Here is a 23,362-nt window from a genome sequence, read left to right on the forward strand (position 1 = left end):
TTATCCCACTACTCGTGCACCCGTCGTGTCCAGACGGCAAATATGAACAAAGCCTTCCTGATTTTGCAAATAGTGTTTGCTCAGCCAGTCTGCTACACGTTGCGCGGTTTCCGTTTTATCGCACAACGCGAAAAGCGTTGGGCCGGAACCAGAAATGCCACAGGAGAGCGCGCCAATTTCGGCGACCGCCTGACGTGCCTCATTAAAGCCAGGCAGTAATTTCATGCGATACGGCTCAGCAATGACGTCTTTCATCAACTTCGCCGCAAGCTGAGGCTGACGGGAGTAGCAGGCGTGAATAAAGCCCGCCAGATGTCTGCCATGAGCGATACAATCCTGGCGACGATACTGCGCTGGCAGGATAGCGCGTGCCTCCGCGGTAGAAACCTTAATGCCCGGATAAGCCAGCACCCACAGCCATTCATCAAAGCCTGGCACCTGCTGGCTGATAATGCCGTTTTCCTCGATCATTAATTGCATGCCGCCGAGGTAGCAAGGCGCCACGTTGTCGTAATGCACGCTGCCGGAAATGCGTCCTTCCAGTTCGCCCATCAGCGCCAGCATACGCGTCTCATTTAACGGTTTACCGCAATATTCGTTCATTGCCACCAGCGCCGCGACAACGGAACAGGCACTGGAGCCCAGTCCCGAGCCAATCGGCATGTTTTTTTCCAGCGTCATCGCGACAGGAACCGTTTTGCCAATCTCCTGGCAGAAACGCTCCCAGCACTGATAGACAATGTTTTCACGCGGCTCTGTCGGCAGTTTGCTGGCAAAACGCCCCAGATTTTTCAGACTAAAAGTGTCAGCCGCCTCAACCGAGACGTTATCACCCAACAGCGTGCCATCAATTGGCGTAACCGCTGCGCCCAGCACGTCAAAACCCACGCTCATATTGGCGCTGGAGGCCGGAGCATATACTTTCACCATCTTAAACTCCCAACTTCCATGACAGCGTACGCAGCAAGTCTGCAAACACACCCGCCGCTGTAACATCATTGCCCGCGCCATAGCCACGCAGAACCAGCGGCAGCGGTTGATAATAGTGGCTATAAAACGCAAGGGCGTTTTCGCCGTTTTTCACTTTGAACAGCGGATCGTTACCGTCCACTTCGGCAATTTTCACCCGACAGGTGCCATCTTCTTCGATGTTGCCAACGTAACGCAGCACTTTGCCTTCATCACGCGCTTTCGCTACGCGATCGGCGAAATGGTCATCAAGCTGCGGCAGACGCGCCATGAAGCTGTCAACATCGCCACCGTCGTCGAACGTTGCTGGCAGCACAGGTTCAATTGCGATATCGGAAAGCTCCAGCTCACGCCCCGTTTCGCGGGCCAGGATCAGAAGCTTACGCGCCACGTCCATGCCAGAGAGATCATCACGCGGATCAGGCTCGGTATAGCCCATTTCACGTGCGATTTTAGTCGCCTCCGACAGGCTCATCCCTTCGTCAAGCTTACCGAAAATAAACGACAGCGAGCCGGAGAGAATCCCGGAGAAGCGTTGTAACTCATCACCCGCATTGAGCAGGTTTTGCAGGTTTTCGATAACCGGCAGCCCCGCGCCCACGTTGGTGTCATAGAGGAACTTACGGCGGGATTTCGCCGCAGCGTGGCGCAACTGATGATAATAATCCATTGATGAGGTGTTAGCCTTTTTGTTTGGCGTCACCACATGGAAACCTTCGCGCAGGAAGTCGGCGTACTGATCGGCCACCGCCTGGTGTGACGTACAATCCACAATCACCGGGTTGAGCAGATGATACTCCTTCACCAGACGAATCAGACGACCCAGGTTGAAAGGCTCTTTGGCCTCAGCAAGCTCAGCCTGCCAGTTTTCCAGATTCAGTCCATGCACATTGGTTAACAGGGCTTTTGAATTCGCCACACCGCAAACACGCAGATCGATATGCTTACTTTTGAGCCAGGTTTGCTGGCGTTTAAGCTGCTCGATCAGCGCACCGCCGACCCCCCCCACGCCAATCACAAACACTTCGATAACCTGGTCGGTATTAAACAGCATCTGGTGCGTGACGCGCACGCCAGTCGTGGCATCATCGTTGCTCACCACGACAGAAATCGAACGCTCGGAAGAGCCCTGTGCGATCGCCACGATGTTGATATTGGCGCGAGCCAGGGCAGCAAAGAATTTTGCGGAAATGCCACGCAGTGTGCGCATGCCATCGCCCACGACAGAGATGATGGCCAGGCGCTCCATCACAGCCAGCGGCTCCAGCAGGCCTTCTTTCAGCTCCAGATAAAATTCATCGCCCATTGCACGCTGCGCACGGGCGCAGTCGGATTGCGGTACGCAGAAGCTGATACTGTATTCAGAGGAGGACTGGGTAATTAACACGACAGAGATACCGGCACGCGACATTGCGGCGAATACGCGCGCAGCCATGCCGACCATGCCTTTCATACCCGGACCTGAGACACTGAACATCGCCATATTATTCAGGTTGGAGATACCTTTCACCGGCAAGCCGTCTTCGTCAGAAGTGGCGCCAATCAGGGTACCTGGCGCTTGCGGGTTACCGGTATTTTTAATGAGGCAAGGGATCTGGAACTGAGCGATAGGGGTAATGGTACGCGGATGGAGCACTTTCGCACCGAAGTAGGAGAGTTCCATCGCCTCCTGGTACGACATAGATTTCAGCAGACGGGCATCCGGCACCTGGCGTGGATCGCACGTATAGACGCCGTCAACATCCGTCCAGATTTCACAACAATCCGCACGTAGACAGGCAGCCAGAACCGCGGCGGAGTAATCAGAACCATTGCGCCCCAGAACAACCAGCTCACCTTTTTCGTTTCCGGCAGTGAACCCTGCCATCAATACCATATGGTCGGATGGGATACGGCTGGCGGCGATGCGGCGCGTTGATTCCGCAATATCCACCGTAGACTCAAGATAGTGCCCAATAGCCAGCAGTTTCTCGACCGGATCTATCACACTCACCTTATGACCGCGCGCTTCCAGCAGTCCCGCCATAATGGCGATGGAAAGCTTTTCGCCGCGGCAGATGAGCGCCGCATTGATGCTGTCCGGGCACTGCCCCAACAGGCTTATCCCATGCAATACATGTTTGATCTGAGCAAACTCTTGTTCGACAAAGGTTTTTAACTGTGCGAGGGGGAAACCAGGCTGGGCATCCGCCAATCCTTGCAGTAGCTCAGAAAAAATACGCTCGGCATCGCTAATATTCGGTACGGCATCCTGACCCCCGATCGTTTTTTCGATCATTGCGACCAGGTGATTGGTGATTTTCGCCGGGGCAGATAACACAGTTGCCACCTGCCCCTGCCTGGCATTGCTCTCCAGGATGTCGGCAACACGCAGAAACCTTTCCGCATTTGCCACTGATGTACCGCCGAACTTCAACACTCGCATGGTATTACCCCTTGATCTTTGCTCGAAAAAAAAGCCCGCACTGTTCAGGTGCGGGCTTTTTTCTGTGTTTCCTGTACGCGTCAGCCCGCACCGTTACCTGTGGTAATGGTGGTGGTAATAATAATGGTGACGGTGCTGGTGCGTTTCATGGATGTTGTGTGCTCTGTAATTTTATTCTGTCTGTGCTCTGCCTATATTGGTTAAAGTATCTGCCGCGTTAAGTCAACGTATTTTTAGTTTTCAGCTATTTTCCGCGACCTTCCGCTACGCTCGCTACTCATTGACTTATCATAGGTAAAGACCATACAAGTCGCATCATTGTAGTGACTTCATCCATAAAACATTCTTATGGCAGTGATTTACTCGGTGAGTTTTTTTTCAATGTCATGCAGCAAACGGTGCAACATTGCGGTGTCTCGCTGCTCCAGCATCCCCACACGCTGATCCAGCCAGTCGGCCATTTTCATGTCGTCCGCCACCTCGAGTTTTTCGAGTAATGCACGCGCCCGCAGACGCAAAGCACGAAGCTGGTTTTCGTCACGTTGCGTGACCACGTTGGGAACATTTTGTATTAAAGATGCTAATTGATAACAATAAACCATGACGGCCTGTCCCAGATTAAGTGAGGGATAATCGGCCACCATCGGCACACCTGTCAGAATGTCCGCAAGCGCCAACTCGTCGTTGGTCAGGCCCGAATCTTCCCGACCAAACACCAGTGCGGCCGACGGCAGCCACGCGCTTTTTTCCGCCAATAATGGCACCAGCTCCGCAGGCGTTGCGTAGTAATGGAATTTCGCACGGCTGCGCGCCGTCGTGGCGACGCTGAACGAAACATCCGCTAGCGCATCGGATAACGTTGGATAAGTTTTAATATTATCAAGCACATCCCCAGCGCCATGTGCGACACGCCGAGCGCCATCCTGTAAGTGGGCATCGCTGTCAACAATGCGCAAATCTGTAAAACCCATCGTTTTCATTGCGCGCGCGGCAGCGCCAACATTCTCCGCTCTGGCGGGAGAAACCAGTACAATGGCCAGGTGCATTTTTTACTCTCTTTTTTCTCGTCCGACGCGCAAATGAAGGATTATGTCAGCATATTACGCGTCGCGAATTTACAATTTTGTAACAGCAATCACTGAATTTCGCTTTGCCACCGGTTAAAAAAAGCTAAACTGTTGACTGACGGTATTATCCGCTTAAATGTTAACAGAAAATGCTTATCCCTATGTTTCTTCATGGCATTTCAATGATGAATCTGAATCTTCTATTGGATTCAGCTTGTTTATCAATTAATATCCGCAACTAGTTGGTTTATTGAAAAATTGTGATAATCGCTAGCATTTAGATATCAAGATTTCACCAAACTGTTAACGTGCTACAATTGAACTTGATATATGTCAACGAAGCGTAGTTTTATTGGGTGTCCTTTGCGTCTTAGCCTGTTATGTTGCTGTTAAAATGGTTAGGATGACAGCCGTTTTTGACACTGTCGGGTTCAAAGGGAAAGTGCCCACGACCAAGCTAATGATGTTGTTGACGTTGATGGAAAGTGCATCAAGAACGCAATTACGTACTTTAGTCATGTTACGCCGTTCATGTTAATTTGCGACATGTACCAGGCTGGTCAGGGACTTTTGTACTTCCTGTTTCGATTTAGTTGGCAATTTAGGTAGCAAACATGCAGACCCCGCACATTCTTATCGTTGAAGACGAGTTGGTAACACGCAACACGTTGAAAAGCATCTTCGAAGCGGAAGGTTACGATGTCTTTGAAGCGACAGATGGCGCTGAAATGCATCAGATCCTCTCCGAAAATGATATCAACCTGGTGATTATGGATATCAATCTGCCAGGTAAAAATGGCCTTTTACTTGCCCGCGAATTACGCGAGCAAGCGAATGTCGCGCTGATGTTTCTGACCGGTCGTGACAACGAAGTAGACAAAATTCTGGGCCTTGAAATTGGTGCGGATGATTACATCACCAAACCGTTCAACCCGCGTGAACTGACCATCCGTGCGCGCAACCTGCTGTCCCGTACTATGAATTTGGGCACAATCAGCGAAGAGCGCCGCAGTGTCGACAGCTACAAGTTCAATGGCTGGGAACTGGATATTAACAGCCGCTCACTGATCAGCCCTAATGGTGAACAGTATAAGCTGCCACGTAGCGAATTTCGTGCGATGCTGCATTTCTGCGAAAATCCGGGCAAGATCCAATCCCGTGCCGAATTGCTGAAAAAAATGACCGGCCGTGAATTGAAACCGCACGACCGTACGGTTGACGTCACCATCCGTCGTATCCGTAAACATTTTGAATCTACGCCGGATACACCGGAAATCATTGCGACGATTCATGGTGAAGGATACCGCTTCTGCGGCGATCTGCAGGAATAATTCCCTTCCAAAAAAAAGCGGCGCCTGGCGCCGCTTTTTTTATTTCCATATCCGTAATTCTTCATCGCCAGAAATCTGGCTCTCTACGGGTTTTTTCGTCGTTCGCGAGAGTGAGTACCAGTCGAACCGCCGTGTGAGTATCATTACGGTACTCAGCGCCGCAAATAGCACGCCCGTTCCAAGCAACAATGCGCTGTCTTCGGAGTTCAGCAGACTCCACATTACGCCATAGAGCATCAATAGCGCACCGCTAAAAGGCAGGCTGGCACGCCAGCTTTTCAATACGCCCTGCAAATAAACACCATTGATCGTCGTTCCCAGCCCACTGGCGATGATCCACGCCCAGGTAAAGCCAACATGCTCTGACAACGCCAGCAGGACCAGGTAGAACATCACCAGTGACAACCCCACCAGCAGATATTCCATCGGGTGCATTTGTCGCCCGGTAAGACTTTCAAAGACAAAAAACGCAGCGAAAATGAGGGCGATAAGCAAAATCGCATATTTCACCGCTCTGTCTGTCAGTTGATACTGATCGGCAGGTGTGGCGATATTGACGCTGAATGCGGGCAGACGCCACTCATTGTCACCACTCAGACTCAGGACATCGCGGATTTTACTGTCCAGGTTATTGGCAAACCAGGTACTTTGCCAGCTAGCCTGGTAACCCGCAGGAGTCACTTCACGTTTAATGGGCAAAAAGTCACCGGTAAAGCCCGGGTGAGGCCAGTCCCCCATCATCGCCATTTCACTGTTTCTGCCAAGAGGAACCACGGAAAAGGCGCCGGTGCCATTGAGACTGAAAGAGGCGTTGAGTTTGATATTTTTCTGCGTAATCCCCTGCGCGGTCAGTGGCACATGGATACCCTGTAAGCCGCTTATCAGCCCCGATCCCGGCTCCACGTTGAGCGATTCACCATTCACTTTCATCGCCCGTATTTGCCCGATCCCTCTGGCATCACTCAGGGCAAACACAACAAACGGCTCGCCCAGTTGCCGGGTATCACTCGCTTCCAGCCCAGCCCGCTTTGGGTCAAACTCTGCGTTTATGCTGATATCCCCCTGCCAGACTTGCCCTTCGTAAATACCCACCTGACGGTTTTCAACTTGTTGCTTCCCTTCGACCATGAGTGTTTCAGGCAGCCAGAAGCGGATATAGCTTTTCGAACGGCGAACCTCCTTCGGGGGTTCATCTCCCGTCGACTCCAGCGAGGTCACCATCTCCGTCACCGGAATCGCAATCAGCGGCCCAATCAGCTTTTGCGGCCCGGCACTACTTTGCCGTAACGTATCGGCGACCTCATTACGGTAATCGCTTCTCTCTTTGATTAAATTGCCAACCATCATCAATGGGATCAGCAACAGACAAATGCACCCTGCCAGGGTGGTAATTTTCCAGAATAACGGTGATTTCAACATAGCCCCTCCTTTGTGATGCACGCAGAGTAACGGGGCTATAAGAGGAGAATTTGAAGTTATGTGAAGTGACGGTGAAGTGTCAGGCGCGCCTCAGCGCCGCCCTGTGGTCGATTACTTACCTCAATGGTTCCCTGATGCAAACGCGCCACTTCCTGAACGAAGGCCAGCCCAAGGCCACTGCTCTTTTGTCCATTCTCGCGCGGCAATGAGTAAAACCGTTCAAAGATCCGCTCAAGGGCGTAATCCGGAATCCCCGCCCCGTTATCACACACGGTAAAGACAGTATGTGCATCCTGCTCGCGAGCACGTAGCGAAATGTGTCCGCCACGCGGGGTAAAATCGATCGCATTGTCGAGAAGATTGCCCAATGCCTGGCTAAGCAGCCCGGCATCCGCCTCGATAACGAGCTGCCCTGCGTCGCATTCGAGGGTCAGATTTTTAGCGGCCAACATCACGCTACGATCGTCCTCAAGCTGTCGGAACAGGACATCAACGGGGATGGATGTTGTCACTACTTCCTGGCGATTTTCGAGCTTCGCTTGCTGTAGCAGCTTCTCAACCAGCAGCTGCATCCGCGCATTTTGCGCCAGAATATTGTTGGTAAAACGGGTGGCGATATCCGGTGGCGGGTTTTCATGAAGAATTTCTGCCGCGCCGCGAATAGCTGCCAGCGGGCTTTTTAGTTCATGGGTAAGTGCGTAGACGTACTGCTCAATATAGTTTTTCCCTTCGAGCTTAAGGCGCATACTCTCCAGCGCCTGCGCCAGCTTACGCAGCTCGCTACTTCCCAGGTCAGGAAGTGGTAAAGGATTTTTTTCGCTCACGGCATCCGCATAGCGTGTCAGCTTGCCGATAGAACGGTTAATCCACAACGTCACCCCAAACCCAATCACCAGCGCAATCCCCAGCAAAGCCGCGCTGGCCCAGAGCATACGCCGCTCACTGCGTCTGATAACCGGGGCAATCGCACTGTTGGGTTTACCCACGCTCAGTACGCCGATAATACGCCCCTGGTCGGTGACGGGAGCCGCCACATACATAACCGTACTTTCCGGGTCGTTTGGATCGGAAGGCGTACTTCGCGCCCCATATTTTCCACGCAGCGTCAGCCAGACATCATTCCAGCGTGAAAAATCCTGCCCTACGGCCCGGCCTGTAGAATCGAAAACGACCTTACCTGCCGCATCCGTCATGTAGACATGGTATTCGTTACGTACCTTACGAATTCCGCTGATATTGGCGTTAATGTTGCTTTGGTTAAGTGACGTGAACGCCTCTGCCAGCTTGCCATTTTGCGCCTGCCCGGAGAGCAAATCATCGCGCGCCACTTCTGCCAACAGCGTGGCGGTATCAATCAGCGTGCCTTCAGTGGCTCGCCTGACACCCGGTTTGATCTCCTGAACAAAAATAGACAACACAAACCAGGCGGCAACCGCCACAAGTAAAAAGTAGCCCAGCAGCAGTCGCATTCCGATACGCATTAGCGGATGCCCAGGCTATAACCCATACCGCGATGAGTATTAATCGGCGACAGGTCGCCATTTACCGCACGCAATTTAGCGCGCAGCGTTTTGATGTGCGTATCGACAGTACGATCGAAGCTCTCTTCGGCATCGGTCCAGACAAGATCCATGAGTTGCTGGCGCGAAAAAACCCTGCCCGGCGCATGCAGCAAGGTTTTTAGCAGGAGAAATTCATAACGTGTAAGAGGGAGAATATCGCCACACCAGCGGATGATAGCCGCCTCTTCATCCAGTTCGAACTGCCCGACACGAAGAAGCGAAGATTGCACCGTCGCTTTCTGGAAGCGGCGTAGCACGGTACGTACCCGGGCGCACACTTCCCGGGGTGAGAACGGTTTGGCGATATAATCATCGGCCCCCATTTCCAGCCCCAGTAGCTTGTCGATCTCGTCGCTGCGTGCGGTCAGGAACAGCACGGGTAGCCCTGGTGCCCGTGCCAGCAAACGACGACACAGCTCAAAACCACTGATATCCGGCAGCCCGACATCCAGGATCGCCAGGTCCGGCAACTGCCGCGTCGCCGCGTCAAGAACAGGCAGCCCCCGGTCAAATGAGGTGACGGCGAACCCATCCTGCTGCAGCATATAAATCAGCGTCTCGGCAATACTTGCCTCATCTTCAACCAGCCATATTCGCGGTTGCGGCATCTCCATTCCTTTTATTTACCCCATGGCATAATCGGCACCGCACTCAGTGCATTTTTCGGGGACCCCTCCACCACTTTATCGGAATAGGTCAAATAAACCAGCGCGTTACGTTTGCTGTCGTAAAAACGGACCACCTGCAGTTTCTTAAACACCAGTGAGGTACGTTTCTGGAAAACAACGTCGCCCTGCGCTTTGCCATTTTTGATCTTATCACTGAGTTCAATTGGCCCCACCTGCTGACAGGAAATCGCCGCATCAGAGGTATCTTCCGCCAGCCCAAGGCCACCTTTAATACCGCCTGTTTTCGCCCGGCTCAGGTAACAGGTCACATTTTGCACATCAGGATCGTCAAAAGCTTCCACCACGATTTTGTGATCCGGGCCGAACATTTTGAATACAGTGTCCACTGAGCCAATCTGTTCTGCATGTGCAGAACTCCACAGCAATGCTAATGAGGAAAGTATTAAACGCGTGTATTTCATATTGTTACCATTTTTGAATATAACGTTGAGCGACTATTCTCGGGTTTAACAGGAAAAGGTTTATAGATCACTAATTTACAAAAATTATCATGAAAATCAGACACAATGCGCACTAATGCACAAAAAAAACACTGAATGCTAAATCAACAAACAGTGGTATTATCCCTTTCCTGGTATCAGGCGTAAGCCGTTTTAAGGATGAGGATATTTTATGGATCAGGCTGGGATTATTCGTGATCTACTTACCTGGCTGGAAGGCCACCTGGATCAGCCATTGTCGTTAGATAATGTGGCGGCAAAAGCAGGTTATTCCAAGTGGCATCTGCAAAGGATGTTCAAAGACGTGACGGGCCATGCGATTGGCGCTTATATTCGCGCGCGCCGCCTGTCGAAGTCTGCTGTTGCTTTGCGTCTGACCTCGCGTCCCATTCTGGATATCGCCTTGCAGTATCGCTTTGACTCTCAGCAAACCTTTACTCGCGCGTTTAAAAAGCAGTTTAATCTGACACCCGCACTGTATCGCCGTTCACCTGACTGGAGCGCCTTCGGCATTCGTCCACCGTTGCGTTTAGGTGAGTTTGCTATGCCGAGGCATGAGTTTATCACCCTTCCGGATATGCAGCTTATCGGTACGACGCAGAGCTATACCTGCTCGCTGGAAGAGATTTCCGATTTCCGCAATCAGATGCGTATCCAGTTCTGGCGTGACTTTTTAGGCAATTCGCCAACCATTCCGGCTGAGATGTATGGCCTGCATGAACCGCGACCAAGCCTGGAAAAAGATGACGAGCAAGAGGTGTTTTACACTACCGCCTTAACGCCGGAAATGGCGAACGGTTATATGCATAACGCCCAACCGGTGACACTCGAAGGCGGTGAGTATGTCATGTTCTTCTATGAAGGGCCGGGGACTGGCGTGCAGGAGTTTATCCTGACCGTCTACGGTACCTGCATGCCGATGCTGAATCTGACACGCCGTAAAGGTCAGGATATCGAGCGTTTCTACCCGCAGGAAGATGCGCGGGCGCAAGAGCCGCCGCTTTACATCCGCTGTGAGTATCTGATTCCGGTCCGCCGTTAACGCTGCAATTCATCCAGTGCAGGGGCGTCCAGATGTGAGACGTCGCCTGCCGTTTCCACCACCCATCCCGACGCCAGCCATGCGCTATCCTGATAATCGATACGGGAAATAGAGCAGTTACGCAAACGCAGGCGGCGCTCAGCATAGGCCGGAAGCCCCAGAATGGTGCTGACCAGACAGCCCAGAGCCATACCGTGGCTGACGATCATCGGGCGGCTGCCCTGCGGTAACGCCAGGGTGGTCGCAAGGGCGGCATGCATACGATCGGCAAGCTCCTGCATTGACTCGCCGCCGGGAATACGCCCCCCTGCGGTGCCATTTACCAGTTGGCGACGCCAGCCTTCTTCTTCTTCGGTCAGGGTTTCAAGATTACGCTTTTCGAGCACGCCCATATCGAGTTCACGCAGGCGCGAATCAAGGGTGATATCGCAACCGCATAACTCTGCGATGATTTCAGCCGTGCGACGTGTACGTCCGAGATCGCTGGCAATGATATGGGTGATGCCCAGCGCTTTAGCGCGTTCGGCCACCTGCCATGCCTGCTGCTCCCCTTTTTCGGTTAACGGACTGTCTGAATGGCCTTGAATACGACGCTCGGCGTTCCACTGCGTTTCACCGTGGCGGACAAGGTATACCTGTAACATGCTTTTATATCCATTATACTGCGATGAAGTTTATTATATGAGGAAGGCCTTACCCGCCATGCTGACAGAACACGTCTCATTACGGGAAGCCAGCTATTGATTATGCACCATGTTGTCGCTGCTACCACAAACCCCGCCAAAATTCGGGCTATTCTGCACGCTTTTAATGAGATTTTCGGTGAAGGCTCCTGCCATATCGATGCGATCGCTGTTGAGAGCGGCGTACCCGAACAGCCTCTGGGCAGTAAAGAAACGCTTGCTGGCGCACGTAACCGTGTCGCAAATGCTCGCCACGCTTCCCCGGATGCGGACTTTTGGGTGGCTATCGAAGCCGGCATCGATGAAGGCAGCACCTTTAGCTGGGTAGTCATCGAAAGTCGGGAACAGCGCGGCGAAGCGCGTTCCGCCACCCTCCCCTTGCCGGAGGTGATCCTGCAGAAAATCCGTGCAGGTGAGGCGCTTGGACCAGCGATGTCGGCGTACACCGGTATTGATGAGATTGGGCGCAAAGAGGGCGCAATTGGCGTGTTTACCGCCGGAAAACTGACGCGCGCCAGCGTCTATCACCAGGCCGTGATACTGGCATTAAGCCCCTTTCACAATGCGGTCTATCGCTGATCGTTAAGCAGCGTCTGCTCCAGCCATAAACGCAGGTCGGCTGGTGCCGCTTTCAGGCTGTTGGAGCCTCGGGTGATCGTTGCAATGCCCGCGCCGAGTTCGCTTTTGAGTTCACGCTGACTCATCTCCCCGCGCAATAACTCTTCGATAATGCGTACACGGGTACCCAGCGCTTCACGTTCATCGGGGGTGAGCATCAGGTTAAGTAACGGAAGATGCAGATCCTGTTCGTAAGACTGCCTGACGAGTTCAACAAAGCGTAGCCATTCCTGGTGACGCTGTTCGGCCATGGCCGCTGAATAAGGTGATTGCTGGGTCATAATATGCCGCCGTTATGCTATGTACTCGCTAGAGAGTACATAGCATAACACAAACCACAGAAATCAGTAACGACGCTGCCACTCCGCATCTGTCAGCACCGGCGCTTTGTTACCATTGATAAAGAAACGGTAATACGCGTCATAGGCCAACACGTTTTTCACATAGCTACGGGTTTCGGAAAACGGAATGCTCTCTATAAAGGCTACCGCATCAATTCGCCCGCCGCTGTTATTCAGCCAGGTCCGCACCCTACCCGGCCCGGCGTTGTACGCTGCGGAGGAGAAGATGCGGTTGTTACCAAACTGCTGATAGACATATTGCAGATAGCTGGTACCGATGTTGATATTTACTTCCGGTTCCAGTAATTGAGCCGCATTGCTGTAGCCTGGAATATTAAACATCTTCACCGTATGCGTTGCCGTACCCGGCATAATCTGCATAAGTCCGCTGGCCCCAACCGGGGAACGCGCTTTGGGGTTCCAGGCACTCTCCTGACGAGAGATCGCCATCGCATAGCTTTGCGGAATATCTTTCCCGCTCGTATAGCGGGCATACAAGTCGCTATAGGCCAGCGGGAAGCGTTCTTCAAGTTGATCCCACAACTTACCGGCGATGGTCGCCTGTACGCTCAGATCCCACCAGTGCTGGTTAAACGCATAGCGCGCCAGTTGCGCCTGTTCCTGCACGCTGCGACTGGTGATTAAATTGGCCCACTCGCTACGGGCAGTGTTGTCCTGATTCCAGTACATCAGTTCGCGCACACGGGACATTTCAGGCCCGTTTGCCAGCGCAGGATCGATATTCCCCGGCGCTTTATCGATTTTCATGGTGTACTCTTCACCCAGACGCTGGGCCGCCGCCATCGGGTAGAATCCGCGTTGTTGCATGAGCGCATGCAGGATTTCTTTCGCCTCGGCGTCACGTCCACGTTCCAGCAGTAGGTCGGCTTGCCAGTAGCGCCACTCATCCTTCTCTTTTGCCTCCATCGGCAAGCGCGCAAGCCAGGTATTCAAGCCGCGGCGGTCGCCGTTACCGATAGCCATCCGCACGCGTCGCTCGACGATCGAGATAGACTGTGAACGCATAATAGCGTCATCTCGCCAGCGCGCCTGCTCGCTGGTCACGTCATTTCCCATCAAACGCCACGCGACAATGTCGCGCAACGCTTGTGTCTGCTCTTCATTGAGTTGTTGCGCCTGCACCAGCGACGGAATCATCAGCCTGGCGTTTTCCACATCGTCACGCGCGACGCTTTCGAACGCTTCGGCAGCCATCTGACGGGTGAAGTCGGTCGCCCCGGTGGTACGGGCAAAGGTCATGACGCTACCCGGATCGTTGGCGAGCGTAATGATGGCAGAAGAGATGGTCTGATAGTCCGATGGCATCTGGCCCGCCAGCAGAATAACCAGCCGCGTATTGCCTGCTTTCATTGCCAGACGAATACGTTCCAGAAACGCCAGCGGATCTTGCGTGCCTGAAGCGCGCCATGCGCCAAACAAGCGGTCACAGGCATTCGGTTGGCTGTTTCCCGTCAGCCACAGTTCTTTCGCCCCCTGCCAGGCTTCTTCTGCCTGCCCGGTGTTCCATTTCGCAAAGTAGTAGTTACATTGCGCTTCCGTTGTAGTGGGTTTTTCCGGGCTGAATGCCAGTAACCCACGCCAGTCTTCCCGACGCGCCAGCTCGTTGATAAAACGTGTCTTCAGCGTGCGGGCCGGCGGTAATGTGGGGTTTGCCTGGATAAAATTGGTCACCGTGACGGTGGGTTGGTTCATCAGATCATCGGTTATCTGTCGGTACTGCAGATAAGGGTATAACGGATAGTTTTGCAGCCCTGGCATCAGTTGCGACACCACATCCATCTGCTTGTTATCCCACGCTTGTTTGATCTGAGCATAGCGATTACGTTGTTCGTCCAGTGAGTCCGCTCGCGCCACATTGCTGAGGGACAGCAAACAAATACTGGCCGCCAGAAAACGCCAGGCGGCATGTTTAGCTCTCTGCACAGCTTATTCCTCTTATATAAACGATACCTACAGCGTCATGCCGCATAATGCCTTAATGCTAACCGTGCACGCCCTAACGCGCCACGTAATGCACACTTTTTTACCTTTCTTGTGCGATTTAACACTACGGGTGCTGCTGGCTGGGATTGGGCACGGAAAACGGCTACACTTCGCCTTTGAAAACTATCACCATTCATTAGCCCTGAATAAGTCAGGTTGCAAGGTGGCGGTACAGGAATGCATCCTGGCCCGGTAACTGTAACCTGATGGATGAAGGGATAAAAAGAGGCGAAGTCCAACGTGGCTCAATTCGTTTATACCATGCATCGTGTCGGCAAAGTGGTTCCGCCGAAACGTCATATTCTGAAAAATATCTCGCTGAGTTTCTTCCCTGGCGCAAAAATCGGTGTACTGGGCCTTAACGGCGCCGGTAAATCTACCCTGCTGCGCATCATGGCTGGCATCGATACCGATATTGAAGGTGAAGCCCGCCCACAGCCGGGCCTGAAAATCGGCTACCTGCCGCAGGAACCGCAGTTGAACCCGGAACAGACCGTGCGTGAATCCGTGGAAGAAGCGGTTTCCGAAGTGGTTAACGCGCTGAAAGGTCTGGACGAAGTGTATGCGAAATATGCTGAGCCGGACGCTGACTTCGATAAACTCGCCGCGCAACAAGGTAAGTTTGAAGAAATTATTCAGGCACATGACGGCCACAACCTGAACGTGCAACTTGAGCGCGCCGCCGATGCCCTGCGCCTGCCGGACTGGGACGCGAAAATCGCCAACCTCTCCGGTGGTGAGCGCCGCCGCGTTGCGCTGTGCCGTCTGCTGCTGGAAAAACCAGACATGCTGTTGCTCGACGAACCGACTAACCACCTGGATGCGGAATCTGTGGCATGGCTGGAACGCTTCCTGCACGACTTCGAGGGTACCGTGGTGGCGATTACCCACGACCGCTACTTCCTCGATAACGTTGCCGGTTGGATCCTGGAGCTGGACCGCGGTGAGGGTATTCCATGGGAAGGCAACTACTCCTCCTGGCTGGAGCAGAAAGATCAGCGTCTGGCGCAGGAAGCCTCTCAGGAAGCGGCGCGTCGTAAGTCCATCGAGAAAGAACTTGAGTGGGTTCGTCAGGGCGCGAAAGGCCGTCAGTCTAAGGGTAAAGCCCGTCTGGCTCGTTTTGAAGAACTTAACAACGTCGAGTACCAGAAACGTAACGAGACCAACGAACTGTTTATTCCGCCAGGCGCACGTCTGGGGGATAAAGTGGTGGAAGTCAGCAACCTGCGTAAATCCTACGGAGACCGCGTACTGATCGACGATCTGAGCTTCTCCGTACCGAAAGGCGCTATTGTCGGCATCATCGGTCCTAACGGCGCGGGTAAATCCACGCTGTTCCGTATGATGTCCGGCCAGGAACAGCCCGACGCAGGCTCTATCACCCTGGGCGAAACCGTCAAACTGGCTTCCGTCGACCAGTTCCGCGACGCGATGGATAACAGTAAAACCGTATGGGAAGAAGTGTCCGGCGGCCTGGATATCATGAAGATCGGCAATACCGAGATGCCGAGCCGCGCCTACGTTGGCCGCTTCAACTTTAAAGGTGTTGACCAGGGCAAACGCGTGGGCGAGCTGTCCGGTGGTGAGCGCGGCCGTCTGCATCTGGCGAAACTGCTGCAAGTCGGCGGTAACGTACTGCTGCTCGATGAACCGACCAACGACCTGGATATCGAAACCCTGCGCGCGCTGGAAAACGCCCTGCTGGAGTTCCCGGGCTGCGCAATGGTTATCTCGCACGACCGTTGGTTCCTTGACCGTATCGCGACCCACATCCTGGACTACCAGGACGAAGGTAAGGTGGAGTTCTTCGAAGGTAACTTCACCGAATACGAAGAGTACAAGAAACGCACGCTGGGCGCCGACGCGCTGGAGCCGAAGCGTATCAAGTACAAACGTATTTCAAAGTAAAAGCAAAAGGGCAACGCAAGTTGCCCTTTTTAGTGTTTGCGCCCTCTCCCCGTGGAGGTTAAAGCAAAAAGGCAACGCACGTTGCCTTTTTTAGGGTTTACGCCCTCACCCCGTGGGAGAGGGACGGGGTGAAGGCATCAGACCGCACAGCCTCGATGTTCCCCTCACCCTAACCCTCTCCCGTAGGGAGAGGGGACTGTCTGAGCGCGATGCTGGCTTTCTCCCTCTCCCCGTGGGAGAGGGACGGGGTGAGGGCATCAGGCCGCACAGCCTCGATGTTTCCCCTCACCCTAACCCTCTCCCGCGGGGAGAGGGTACTGTCTGAGCGCGATATTGGCTTTCTCCCTCTCCCTGTGGAAGAGGGCATCAGGCCGCAGAAGGTTTCCCCCTAATCCCCCATCAACTCTTTTACCAGTTCCACGCAATGCAAAAAACGGGAGTCATAATCAGGCTCTTCCACATGCCGCCAGGTAATATTATTCTCTTTAAGCATATTCACCAGCATCTGCTGGAATTCGCTGCGATCCACCGAACTGCCCAGACTTCTTAGCCCGTCAGCGACCCACGGCGTATTATTTTCCAGCAGAATCACCAGGTCGAAACGGTATTCATCGATCATCGCCTGCACAAAAGGATGCTCACGCCCTTCGTACTTCAGGCAAAACGCCTGCGTCGTGACAAAATCGGTATCGATGAAGGCTACCTTATTGGCATATTTGACAGCAAAATCAATATACTGCGCCTGTCCCAACGCGATCTTGTCATAGTCGGAATACTGCAACGCCATCTCGTCGCCGCCAAGGTGAGAGAAGACATAATCCCGGCCATACTCCCACGCGCTGGTAGTATTGAAGATATTCGCGAGCTTATTGACCAGCGTCGATTTGCCGCTGGATTCGCCGCCCAGGATAGCCACGGTGCGCACAAAGAAGGGCTTCACTTCGGTAGGGATATAATCCCAGTAGCGGAACGGGTTCTCACGAATAAGCGCGCCGCTAATATTCATAAAAGTGCGCTTCGGATCGATAAGCACCGTTTCAATACCCAGATGCTCAAGGTACTGGGGGGCGTCCGCCTCTTCTGAACTGTAAATCCGGTCAGGCTGAATGCCCTTTTCATCCATAAACGCTTTAATGCCTTTACTCCAGACATCCCAGCCATGCGGGTAAGGTTCCATTCCCTCTTCATTAAAGGCATGAATACGGATGTTTTTTTGATACTTAAAGGTCTGGAGCAACCAGCGCAGGCGGTCGCTGATGGTTGGCTGCTGGGACATCGCGCTGTCTTCAAACAGTTCGCGGTCGCGCTTCTCGTCGTAACCCATCACGATATGCAGCTCATCCACCTGGCTACAGGCACGCTGAATCAGGTAGATATGTCCGGTATGCAGCGGATAAAACTTACCAAAAACGACGCCAACGCTTTTTTGCCGACGCGGAAATTCTAATCCGAGGAAACGGTGCAGCGCCTCGAGTTTTTGTGCGCTGGGACTTTTGATTTTGGCATTCAGGAGTTGGCTCAAATAGCCTTTGGTCATGCCGCTGGCGTCGGCCACCTGCTGCAATGTGCAGCCTTTCTGACGGATTGCGGTCTTAAGATAGTCGAATGACGACACGAGTGCCTCCTGCTGGCTGAACCTGCCTGGCAGCATCAACGTGCCAGGCTTATTATGCAAAATTCCCTATGCATTTCGGGGCAGGAGGCGGGGAGTAAACGCAGCCATCACACCTGCCGACAGAAAGACGACGGGAATATAATTATAAGTCGTCAAAGACACTGAGTGCATCTGCGAGTTTTTTAACACCAAAAACCTGCATCCCTTCTGGCGGTTTTTTCGGCACATTCGCGGCAGGCACAATCGCCCGCCGGAAACCGTGTTTCGCCGCTTCGGAAATACGCTCTTGTCCGCTGGGAACCGGGCGAATCTCGCCTGCCAGCCCAACCTCGCCAAAGACCACCAGATCCTGAGGCAGAGGCCGGTCGCGCAGGCTCGAAACCATAGCCAGTAACAACGCCAGATCCGCACTGGTTTCCGTCACTTTTACGCCGCCAACCACGTTAACGAAGACATCCTGGTCGGCCATCTGCAGGCCGCCGTGGCGATGCAGCACCGCCAGCAAAATGGCAAGACGGTTTTGTTCAAGGCCGACAGCAACACGTCGGGGATTGGACATCATTGAGTGATCGACCAGTGCCTGAATCTCCACCAACAGCGGACGAGTACCTTCCCAGACCACCATCACTGAGCTGCCAGAAGTCACTTCATCGCCACGGCTAAGGAAGATGGCAGACGGGTTGCTCACTTCCCGAAGTCCTTGTTCTGTCATGGCAAAGACACCCAGCTCATTCACCGCGCCAAAGCGGTTCTTATGGCTACGCAGCGTACGGAAACGGGAGTCCGCATCGCCATCCAGCAAGACAGAACAGTCAATACAGTGCTCAAGGACTTTCGGCCCGGCCAGCGAGCCATCTTTGGTCACGTGTCCGACCATCACAATCGCCACCCCACGCGTTTTCGCAAAGCGCGTGAGGTAGGCCGCCGTTTCACGTACCTGCGCCACGCTACCCGGCGAAGACTGGATGTCCGCCATATGCATCACCTGGATAGAGTCGATGACCATCAGCTTCGGCTGCTCTTCATCGGCAATCAGGCAGATTTGTTCAATGCTGGTTTCCGACAACATATTCAGATTAGCAGTGGGCAGGCCAAGACGGTGCGCACGCATCGCCACCTGCTGTAATGACTCTTCGCCGGTGACATACAGCGTTTTCATCTGTTCCGCGAGCCTGCACAGAGTTTGCAGCAGAAGTGTCGATTTACCCGCGCCGGGGTTACCGCCAATCAAAATAGCGCTTCCCGGTACCACGCCGCCGCCTAACACACGGTCGAACTCTTTAAAGCCGGTCGAAAAACGCGGCAAGGCTTCCAGGCTGATATCAGAAAGTTTCTGAACTTTCGACGCGCCCGCATTGCCGGCATACCCGCTTAAGCGCTCATTACGCGCCACGACAGGCGAGGCAGCCACACGCACTTCGGTAATCGTGTTCCAGGCATGGCAGGCGCTGCATTGCCCCTGCCAGCGGGGATAATCAGCACCACATTCATTACAGACAAAGGCGCGTTTTGGAGCTTTCGCCACAGAGACCTCGTTATTTCTTCGCCAGACTGGCTGAGAGAATGCAGAACACCCCCATCAAATCAGCGTGACGGATGGTGACTTCCGCTTTTTCATTCACTTTCGGTTTCGCGTGGAACGCAATACCCAACCCGGCGGCTTTGATCATCGGCAGATCATTTGCGCCGTCGCCAATGGCGAACGTTTGAGTAGCCGGGATCTCGTGTTCCTGCGCCAGGCGTTTCAGGGTATTGGCTTTGTACTGTGCATCCACAATGTCACCCAGAACATTACCGGTGAACTTACCGTCAACCACTTCCAGATGGTTGGCTACCGCCTCTGTCAGGCGCAACATCTCGCGCAGGTGATCGGCAAAGAAGGTAAAGCCACCTGAGGCAATCGCCACTTTCCAGCCCAGTGTTTCCAGTTTTAGCACCAGTTGCGTAAGGCCCGGCATCAAGGGCAGGCTGTCGCGGACCTGATGCAGAATTTTCGCATCAGCGCCTTTAAGCGTTGCCACGCGTTGACGCAGGCTGGCCGTGAAGTCCAGCTCACCGCGCATGGCGCGTTCCGTCACTTCCGATACCATTTCGCCCGTACCGGCCAGTTTAGCGATTTCATCAATGCACTCAATTTGAATTGCGGTTGAGTCCATGTCCATCACCATCAAGCCAGGGTGGCGCAGAGACGGAATTTTACCCAGCGGCGCAACGTCCAGCCCCTCGTCATGCGCCAGGCGGGTAGCACGCGGGGTGAGTGAACCGGCAAGACGGATAACCTGATAATCTTCCACGCACCAGGCTGCCACGATTACCATTGCCGCGCCCAGTTTACGCTGCCAGGCGGTCAGACGTTCTTTATTGAGTGCGCGTCCATACAGAAGCCATCCGCTACGACCTGCGTGATAATCCAGGGGCATGACCTCATCGCCACTTAAAGAGAGCGGCAACCCAGGCCACTGAGAAACGTCATTGGGCAGGTCGCACCAGGTCAAATTATTCGGCATTACAGCTCCTGTAGGGGTATGTGCTGAGGTAAAAATAACGCATGAGGCTACCTTGTAACCAGCGCTTCTGGCAACATTAAGCCGCAAATTTTCAACAGGTGGAATATGGCTCGCGCAAAACTCAAATTCCGGCTTCATCGCGCCGTGATCGTGCTCTTCTGTCTGGCGCTGCTTGTTGCCCTTATGCAGGGCGCATCATGGTTCAGTCAGAATCACCAGCGTCAGCGCAATCCGCAGCTTGAAGAGCTGGCCCGCACGCTGGCGAAACAGGTCACGATAAACCTTGCGCCACTGATGCGTGCGGAAACGCCTGACGACAAGCGTATCAGCATTGTGCTCCGGCAATTGACCGAGGAGAGCCGAATTCTTGATGCGGGCGTCTATGACGAACGCGGCGATCTGATTGCCCGTTCCGGCGAAAGTATTGATGTGCGCGACAGGCTGGCGCTGGACGGCAAAAAAGCCGGGGGCTACTTCAACCAGCAGATCGTCGAGCCGATTCAGGGGAAAAACAGCCCGCTGGGCTACCTGCGTTTAACGCTGGATACCCATACCCTCGCGACGGAAGCCAAACAGGTCGATAACACCACCAATATTTTACGCCTTATGCTGCTCCTTTCGCTGGCTATTGGCGTCGTACTGACCCGTACGCTGTTGCAGGGAAAACGAACCCGTTGGCAACAGTCCCCTTTCCTGCTTACCGCCAGCAAGCCGGTGCAGGAAGAGGAAGAGAACGAAAAGAAAGAGTAATCTACCTGCACCTTACGGATTTCACGTTGCAGCCTGCGCGCTGGCAACGTGAAAAACGACCTCTTTTCAGGAAAGGAAATCTGCCATGTCCACACTGCGTCTGCTTATCTCTGATTCTTATGATCCCTGGTTCAACCTGGCGGTGGAGGAGTGTATTTTCCGCCAGATGCCCGCGACCCAGCGTGTACTTTTCCTCTGGCGTAACGCCGATACGGTGGTTATCGGGCGGGCGCAGAACCCGTGGAAAGAGTGTAATACCCGGCGCATGGAAGAAGACAATGTTCGTCTGGCAAGACGCAGCAGCGGCGGTGGTGCGGTGTTCCATGACTTAGGTAATACCTGCTTCACCTTTATGGCGGGTAAACCGGAGTACGACAAAACGATCTCAACCGCGATTGTGTTGCAGGCGCTGAATGCGCTGGGCGTGACGGCAGAAGCGTCCGGACGTAACGATCTGGTGGTCAAAACGCCGGAGGGCGATCGCAAAGTCTCTGGCTCCGCCTACCGTGAGACCAAAGATCGCGGTTTCCATCATGGCACACTGTTGCTCAATGCCGATCTCAGCCGCCTGGCAAACTATCTCAACCCGGACAAGAAAAAGCTCCAGGCCAAGGGCATTACCTCCGTGCGCGGACGCGTCGCAAATCTGGTCGAACTGTTGCCGGGTATCAGCCACGAGCGCATCTGCGAGGCTGTAACGGAAGCCTTCTTCTCTCACTACGGTGAGCGCGTTAAAGCCGAGGTAATTTCTCCGGACAACACCCCGGATCTGCCGAATTTCGCTGACACTTTTGCCCGCCAAAGCAGTTGGGAGTGGAATTTCGGTCAGGCACCTGCATTCAGCCATTTGCTTGATGAACGCTTTACGTGGGGCGGCGTGGAGCTTCATTTTGACGTGGAGAAAGGGCATATCACCCGCACACAGGTGTTTACCGATAGCCTGAATCCCGCACCGCTGGAGGCCCTGGCCGCACGCCTGCAGGGCTGTCTGTATCGCGCGGATATGCTGGCACAAGAGTGTGATGCGCTGTTGGGGGATTTCCCGGAGCAGGAAACCGAATTGCGGGAGTTGTCCGCGTGGATTGCGGGGGCCGTGCGGTAGCGGCTGTCTGATGCCCTCACCCCCGGGTCGCGGGAGAAAACCAAAACCGCTCCAGGCCGTTCCCTCTCCCACTGGGAGAGGGTTAGGGTGAGGGGTAAAGCGCTTACTCTTTGTCGCCCAGCAGTACAGATTCCAGCGCGATTTTGATCATGTCGTTGAACGTCGTCTGACGCTCAGCAGAGGTGGTCTGCTCGTGGGTACGGATATGGTCGGAGACGGTACAGATGGTCAGCGCTTTCGCACCGAACTCTGCGGCAACGCCGTAGATGCCCGCCGCTTCCATTTCCACGCCCAGAATGCCGTATTTTTCCATCACGTCGAACATCTCGCCGCCGTCCGGTGCATAGAACAGATCCGCAGAGAAGATGTTACCGACGCGGGCATCCACACCCAACGCTTTGGCCGCGTCAACCGCGTTACGCACCATGTCAAAGTCAGCAATCGCAGCGAAATCATGGTCTTTAAAACGCATGCGGTTAACTTTGGAATCAGTGCAAGCACCCATACCGATAACGATATCACGCAGTTTCACGTCCATACGTACCGCGCCGCAGGAGCCCACACGGATGATTTTTTTCACGCCGAAATCGGTGATCAGCTCTTTCGCGTAGATGGAGCAGGATGGGATACCCATGCCATGGCCCATTACGGAGATTTTGCGGCCTTTATAGGTACCGGTATAACCCAACATGCCGCGCACATTGTTCACTTCACGGATATCTTCGAAAAAGGTTTCAGCAATGTGCTTTGCGCGCAGCGGGTCGCCGGGCATCAGCACAACGTCAGCGAAATCACCCATTTCTGCATTAATGTGAGGAGTTGCCATCTTCAGTTCCTTTTTATTCGTTGTGTTTTCCCCCTCTCCCGCGGGAGAGAGTCGGGGTAAGAGC

The 23,362-nt window shown here is 53.8% G+C and carries 22 protein-coding genes and 1 other annotated feature; of the genes, 6 read left to right on the plus strand and 16 right to left on the minus strand.

The annotated features are described in order from the left end of the window. From thrB to yjjY, 5 genes are all read right to left on the minus strand, one after another. The gene (gene thrB, locus AB182_RS21705) at nucleotides 1-930 is read right to left on the minus strand and encodes a homoserine kinase (protein WP_047371906.1); all 930 of its coding nucleotides are present in this window, start codon (nucleotides 928-930) and stop codon (nucleotides 1-3) included. Nucleotide 931: 1 nt separating this feature from the next. Then, complete coding sequence (gene thrA, locus AB182_RS21710) at nucleotides 932-3,394, minus strand: bifunctional aspartate kinase/homoserine dehydrogenase I (protein ID WP_047371907.1); 2,463 nt, start codon at nucleotides 3,392-3,394, stop codon at nucleotides 932-934. 24 nt (nucleotides 3,395-3,418) lie between these two features. Further along, nucleotides 3,419-3,536, minus strand: a sequence feature (Thr leader region). Further along, nucleotides 3,475-3,543, minus strand: a complete 69-nt coding sequence (gene thrL / locus AB182_RS30965) for a thr operon leader peptide (RefSeq protein ID WP_071846003.1) — start codon at nucleotides 3,541-3,543, stop codon at nucleotides 3,475-3,477. It overlaps the preceding feature by 62 nt. Before the next feature lie 210 nt (nucleotides 3,544-3,753). Next, nucleotides 3,754-4,440: a tRNA/rRNA methyltransferase gene (locus tag AB182_RS21715; protein WP_047371908.1), complete on the minus strand. Its 687-nt coding sequence runs from the start codon at nucleotides 4,438-4,440 to the stop codon at nucleotides 3,754-3,756. A 399-nt stretch (nucleotides 4,441-4,839) separates the two neighbouring features. Then, nucleotides 4,840-4,980, minus strand: a complete 141-nt coding sequence (gene yjjY / locus AB182_RS32110) for a YjjY family protein (RefSeq protein ID WP_086870418.1) — start codon at nucleotides 4,978-4,980, stop codon at nucleotides 4,840-4,842. Nucleotides 4,981-5,075: 95 nt separating this feature from the next. Between yjjY and arcA the strand changes: the two genes are divergently transcribed. Continuing rightward, a complete protein-coding gene (gene arcA / locus AB182_RS21720; protein WP_039078271.1) occupies nucleotides 5,076-5,792 on the plus strand; it encodes a two-component system response regulator ArcA in 717 nt (238 codons plus the stop codon). Between the two features lie 39 nt (nucleotides 5,793-5,831). Here the strand turns inward: arcA and creD are convergent, their stop codons facing one another. Genes creD through creA form a run of 4 tightly spaced genes read right to left on the minus strand, consistent with a single transcriptional unit; the run spans nucleotide 5,832 to nucleotide 9,863 of the window. After that, nucleotides 5,832-7,211 (minus strand): cell envelope integrity protein CreD, encoded by a 1,380-nt coding sequence (creD, locus tag AB182_RS21725; RefSeq protein WP_047371909.1) that lies wholly within the window; start codon nucleotides 7,209-7,211, stop codon nucleotides 5,832-5,834. 56 nt (nucleotides 7,212-7,267) lie between these two features. After that, nucleotides 7,268-8,692: a two-component system sensor histidine kinase CreC gene (creC, locus tag AB182_RS21730; protein ID WP_047371910.1), complete on the minus strand. Its 1,425-nt coding sequence runs from the start codon at nucleotides 8,690-8,692 to the stop codon at nucleotides 7,268-7,270. Beyond that, entirely contained in the window at nucleotides 8,692-9,381 is a 690-nt protein-coding gene (gene creB / locus AB182_RS21735; protein WP_047371911.1) for a two-component system response regulator CreB, read from the minus strand. The genes creC and creB overlap by 1 nt, the downstream gene beginning before the upstream one ends. 11 nt (nucleotides 9,382-9,392) lie before the next feature. After that, nucleotides 9,393-9,863: a protein CreA gene (gene creA, locus AB182_RS21740; protein WP_047371912.1), complete on the minus strand. Its 471-nt coding sequence runs from the start codon at nucleotides 9,861-9,863 to the stop codon at nucleotides 9,393-9,395. A 211-nt stretch (nucleotides 9,864-10,074) separates the two neighbouring features. On the opposite strand from creA, the gene robA reads away from it, so the two are divergent. Continuing rightward, nucleotides 10,075-10,944 (plus strand): MDR efflux pump AcrAB transcriptional activator RobA, encoded by an 870-nt coding sequence (gene robA, locus AB182_RS21745; RefSeq protein ID WP_047371913.1) that lies wholly within the window; start codon nucleotides 10,075-10,077, stop codon nucleotides 10,942-10,944. Here robA and gpmB read toward each other — a convergent pair. Continuing rightward, nucleotides 10,941-11,588, minus strand: a complete 648-nt coding sequence (gpmB, locus tag AB182_RS21750) for a 2,3-diphosphoglycerate-dependent phosphoglycerate mutase GpmB (protein ID WP_047371914.1) — start codon at nucleotides 11,586-11,588, stop codon at nucleotides 10,941-10,943. The two genes, robA and gpmB, sit on opposite strands and share 4 nt — an antisense overlap. Nucleotides 11,589-11,690: 102 nt before the next feature. On the opposite strand from gpmB, the gene yjjX reads away from it, so the two are divergent. Continuing rightward, a complete protein-coding gene (gene yjjX, locus AB182_RS21755; RefSeq protein WP_047371915.1) occupies nucleotides 11,691-12,206 on the plus strand; it encodes an inosine/xanthosine triphosphatase in 516 nt (171 codons plus the stop codon). Here the strand turns inward: yjjX and trpR are convergent. Then, a complete protein-coding gene (trpR, locus tag AB182_RS21760) occupies nucleotides 12,197-12,526 on the minus strand; it encodes a trp operon repressor (RefSeq protein WP_039078263.1) in 330 nt (109 codons plus the stop codon). The two genes, yjjX and trpR, sit on opposite strands and share 10 nt — an antisense overlap. A gap of 63 nt (nucleotides 12,527-12,589) precedes the next feature. Further along, on the minus strand, nucleotides 12,590-14,530 hold the full coding sequence (sltY, locus tag AB182_RS21765) for a murein transglycosylase (RefSeq protein ID WP_047371916.1): 1,941 nt from the start codon (nucleotides 14,528-14,530) through the stop codon (nucleotides 12,590-12,592). 300 nt (nucleotides 14,531-14,830) lie between these two features. Between sltY and ettA the strand changes: the two genes are divergently transcribed. Continuing rightward, complete coding sequence (gene ettA / locus AB182_RS21770) at nucleotides 14,831-16,498, plus strand: energy-dependent translational throttle protein EttA (RefSeq protein WP_039078261.1); 1,668 nt, start codon at nucleotides 14,831-14,833, stop codon at nucleotides 16,496-16,498. Between the two features lie 388 nt (nucleotides 16,499-16,886). Here ettA and nadR read toward each other — a convergent pair whose 3' ends face one another. The 3 genes from nadR to serB all read right to left on the minus strand — a co-directional run bounded on the left by nadR (nucleotide 16,887) and on the right by serB (nucleotide 20,620). Further along, entirely contained in the window at nucleotides 16,887-18,113 is a 1,227-nt protein-coding gene (gene nadR / locus AB182_RS21780) for a multifunctional transcriptional regulator/nicotinamide-nucleotide adenylyltransferase/ribosylnicotinamide kinase NadR (RefSeq protein ID WP_047373401.1), read from the minus strand. Between the two features lie 142 nt (nucleotides 18,114-18,255). Further along, complete coding sequence (gene radA, locus AB182_RS21785; protein WP_047371918.1) at nucleotides 18,256-19,638, minus strand: DNA repair protein RadA; 1,383 nt, start codon at nucleotides 19,636-19,638, stop codon at nucleotides 18,256-18,258. 10 nt (nucleotides 19,639-19,648) lie between these two features. Then, the gene (gene serB, locus AB182_RS21790) at nucleotides 19,649-20,620 is read right to left on the minus strand and encodes a phosphoserine phosphatase (RefSeq protein ID WP_047371919.1); all 972 of its coding nucleotides are present in this window, start codon (nucleotides 20,618-20,620) and stop codon (nucleotides 19,649-19,651) included. Between the two features lie 105 nt (nucleotides 20,621-20,725). Between serB and AB182_RS21795 the strand changes: the two genes are divergently transcribed. Together AB182_RS21795 and lplA are read left to right on the plus strand one after the other, a co-directional pair. After that, nucleotides 20,726-21,370: a YtjB family periplasmic protein gene (locus AB182_RS21795; RefSeq protein WP_047371920.1), complete on the plus strand. Its 645-nt coding sequence runs from the start codon at nucleotides 20,726-20,728 to the stop codon at nucleotides 21,368-21,370. Between the two features lie 85 nt (nucleotides 21,371-21,455). After that, nucleotides 21,456-22,472 (plus strand): lipoate--protein ligase LplA, encoded by a 1,017-nt coding sequence (gene lplA / locus AB182_RS21800; protein ID WP_047371921.1) that lies wholly within the window; start codon nucleotides 21,456-21,458, stop codon nucleotides 22,470-22,472. A gap of 103 nt (nucleotides 22,473-22,575) precedes the next feature. On the opposite strand, the gene deoD is transcribed toward lplA, so the two are convergent. Further along, complete coding sequence (deoD, locus tag AB182_RS21805) at nucleotides 22,576-23,298, minus strand: purine-nucleoside phosphorylase (protein WP_047371922.1); 723 nt, start codon at nucleotides 23,296-23,298, stop codon at nucleotides 22,576-22,578. Between the last annotated feature and the right edge of the window lie 64 nt (nucleotides 23,299-23,362).

The sequence above is a fragment of the Phytobacter ursingii genome, from assembly GCF_001022135.1.
GTDB classification, from domain to species: Bacteria; Pseudomonadota; Gammaproteobacteria; order Enterobacterales; family Enterobacteriaceae; genus Phytobacter; species Phytobacter ursingii.

Coding starts and splice junctions, on each gene's coding strand:
- thrB (WP_047371906.1), bottom strand. CDS start 930: ATGGTGAAAGTATATGCTCCGGCCTCCAGCGCCAATATGAGCGTGGGT.
- thrA (WP_047371907.1), bottom strand. CDS start 3,394: ATGCGAGTGTTGAAGTTCGGCGGTACATCAGTGGCAAATGCGGAAAGG.
- AB182_RS21715 (WP_047371908.1), bottom strand. CDS start 4,440: ATGCACCTGGCCATTGTACTGGTTTCTCCCGCCAGAGCGGAGAATGTT.
- yjjY (WP_086870418.1), bottom strand. CDS start 4,980: ATGACTAAAGTACGTAATTGCGTTCTTGATGCACTTTCCATCAACGTC.
- arcA (WP_039078271.1), top strand. CDS start 5,076: ATGCAGACCCCGCACATTCTTATCGTTGAAGACGAGTTGGTAACACGC.
- creD (WP_047371909.1), bottom strand. CDS start 7,211: ATGTTGAAATCACCGTTATTCTGGAAAATTACCACCCTGGCAGGGTGC.
- creC (WP_047371910.1), bottom strand. CDS start 8,692: ATGCGTATCGGAATGCGACTGCTGCTGGGCTACTTTTTACTTGTGGCG.
- creB (WP_047371911.1), bottom strand. CDS start 9,381: ATGCCGCAACCGCGAATATGGCTGGTTGAAGATGAGGCAAGTATTGCC.
- creA (WP_047371912.1), bottom strand. CDS start 9,863: ATGAAATACACGCGTTTAATACTTTCCTCATTAGCATTGCTGTGGAGT.
- robA (WP_047371913.1), top strand. CDS start 10,075: ATGGATCAGGCTGGGATTATTCGTGATCTACTTACCTGGCTGGAAGGC.
- gpmB (WP_047371914.1), bottom strand. CDS start 11,588: ATGTTACAGGTATACCTTGTCCGCCACGGTGAAACGCAGTGGAACGCC.
- yjjX (WP_047371915.1), top strand. CDS start 11,691: ATGCACCATGTTGTCGCTGCTACCACAAACCCCGCCAAAATTCGGGCT.
- trpR (WP_039078263.1), bottom strand. CDS start 12,526: ATGACCCAGCAATCACCTTATTCAGCGGCCATGGCCGAACAGCGTCAC.
- serB (WP_047371919.1), bottom strand. CDS start 20,620: ATGCCGAATAATTTGACCTGGTGCGACCTGCCCAATGACGTTTCTCAG.
- AB182_RS21795 (WP_047371920.1), top strand. CDS start 20,726: ATGGCTCGCGCAAAACTCAAATTCCGGCTTCATCGCGCCGTGATCGTG.
- lplA (WP_047371921.1), top strand. CDS start 21,456: ATGTCCACACTGCGTCTGCTTATCTCTGATTCTTATGATCCCTGGTTC.
- deoD (WP_047371922.1), bottom strand. CDS start 23,298: ATGGCAACTCCTCACATTAATGCAGAAATGGGTGATTTCGCTGACGTT.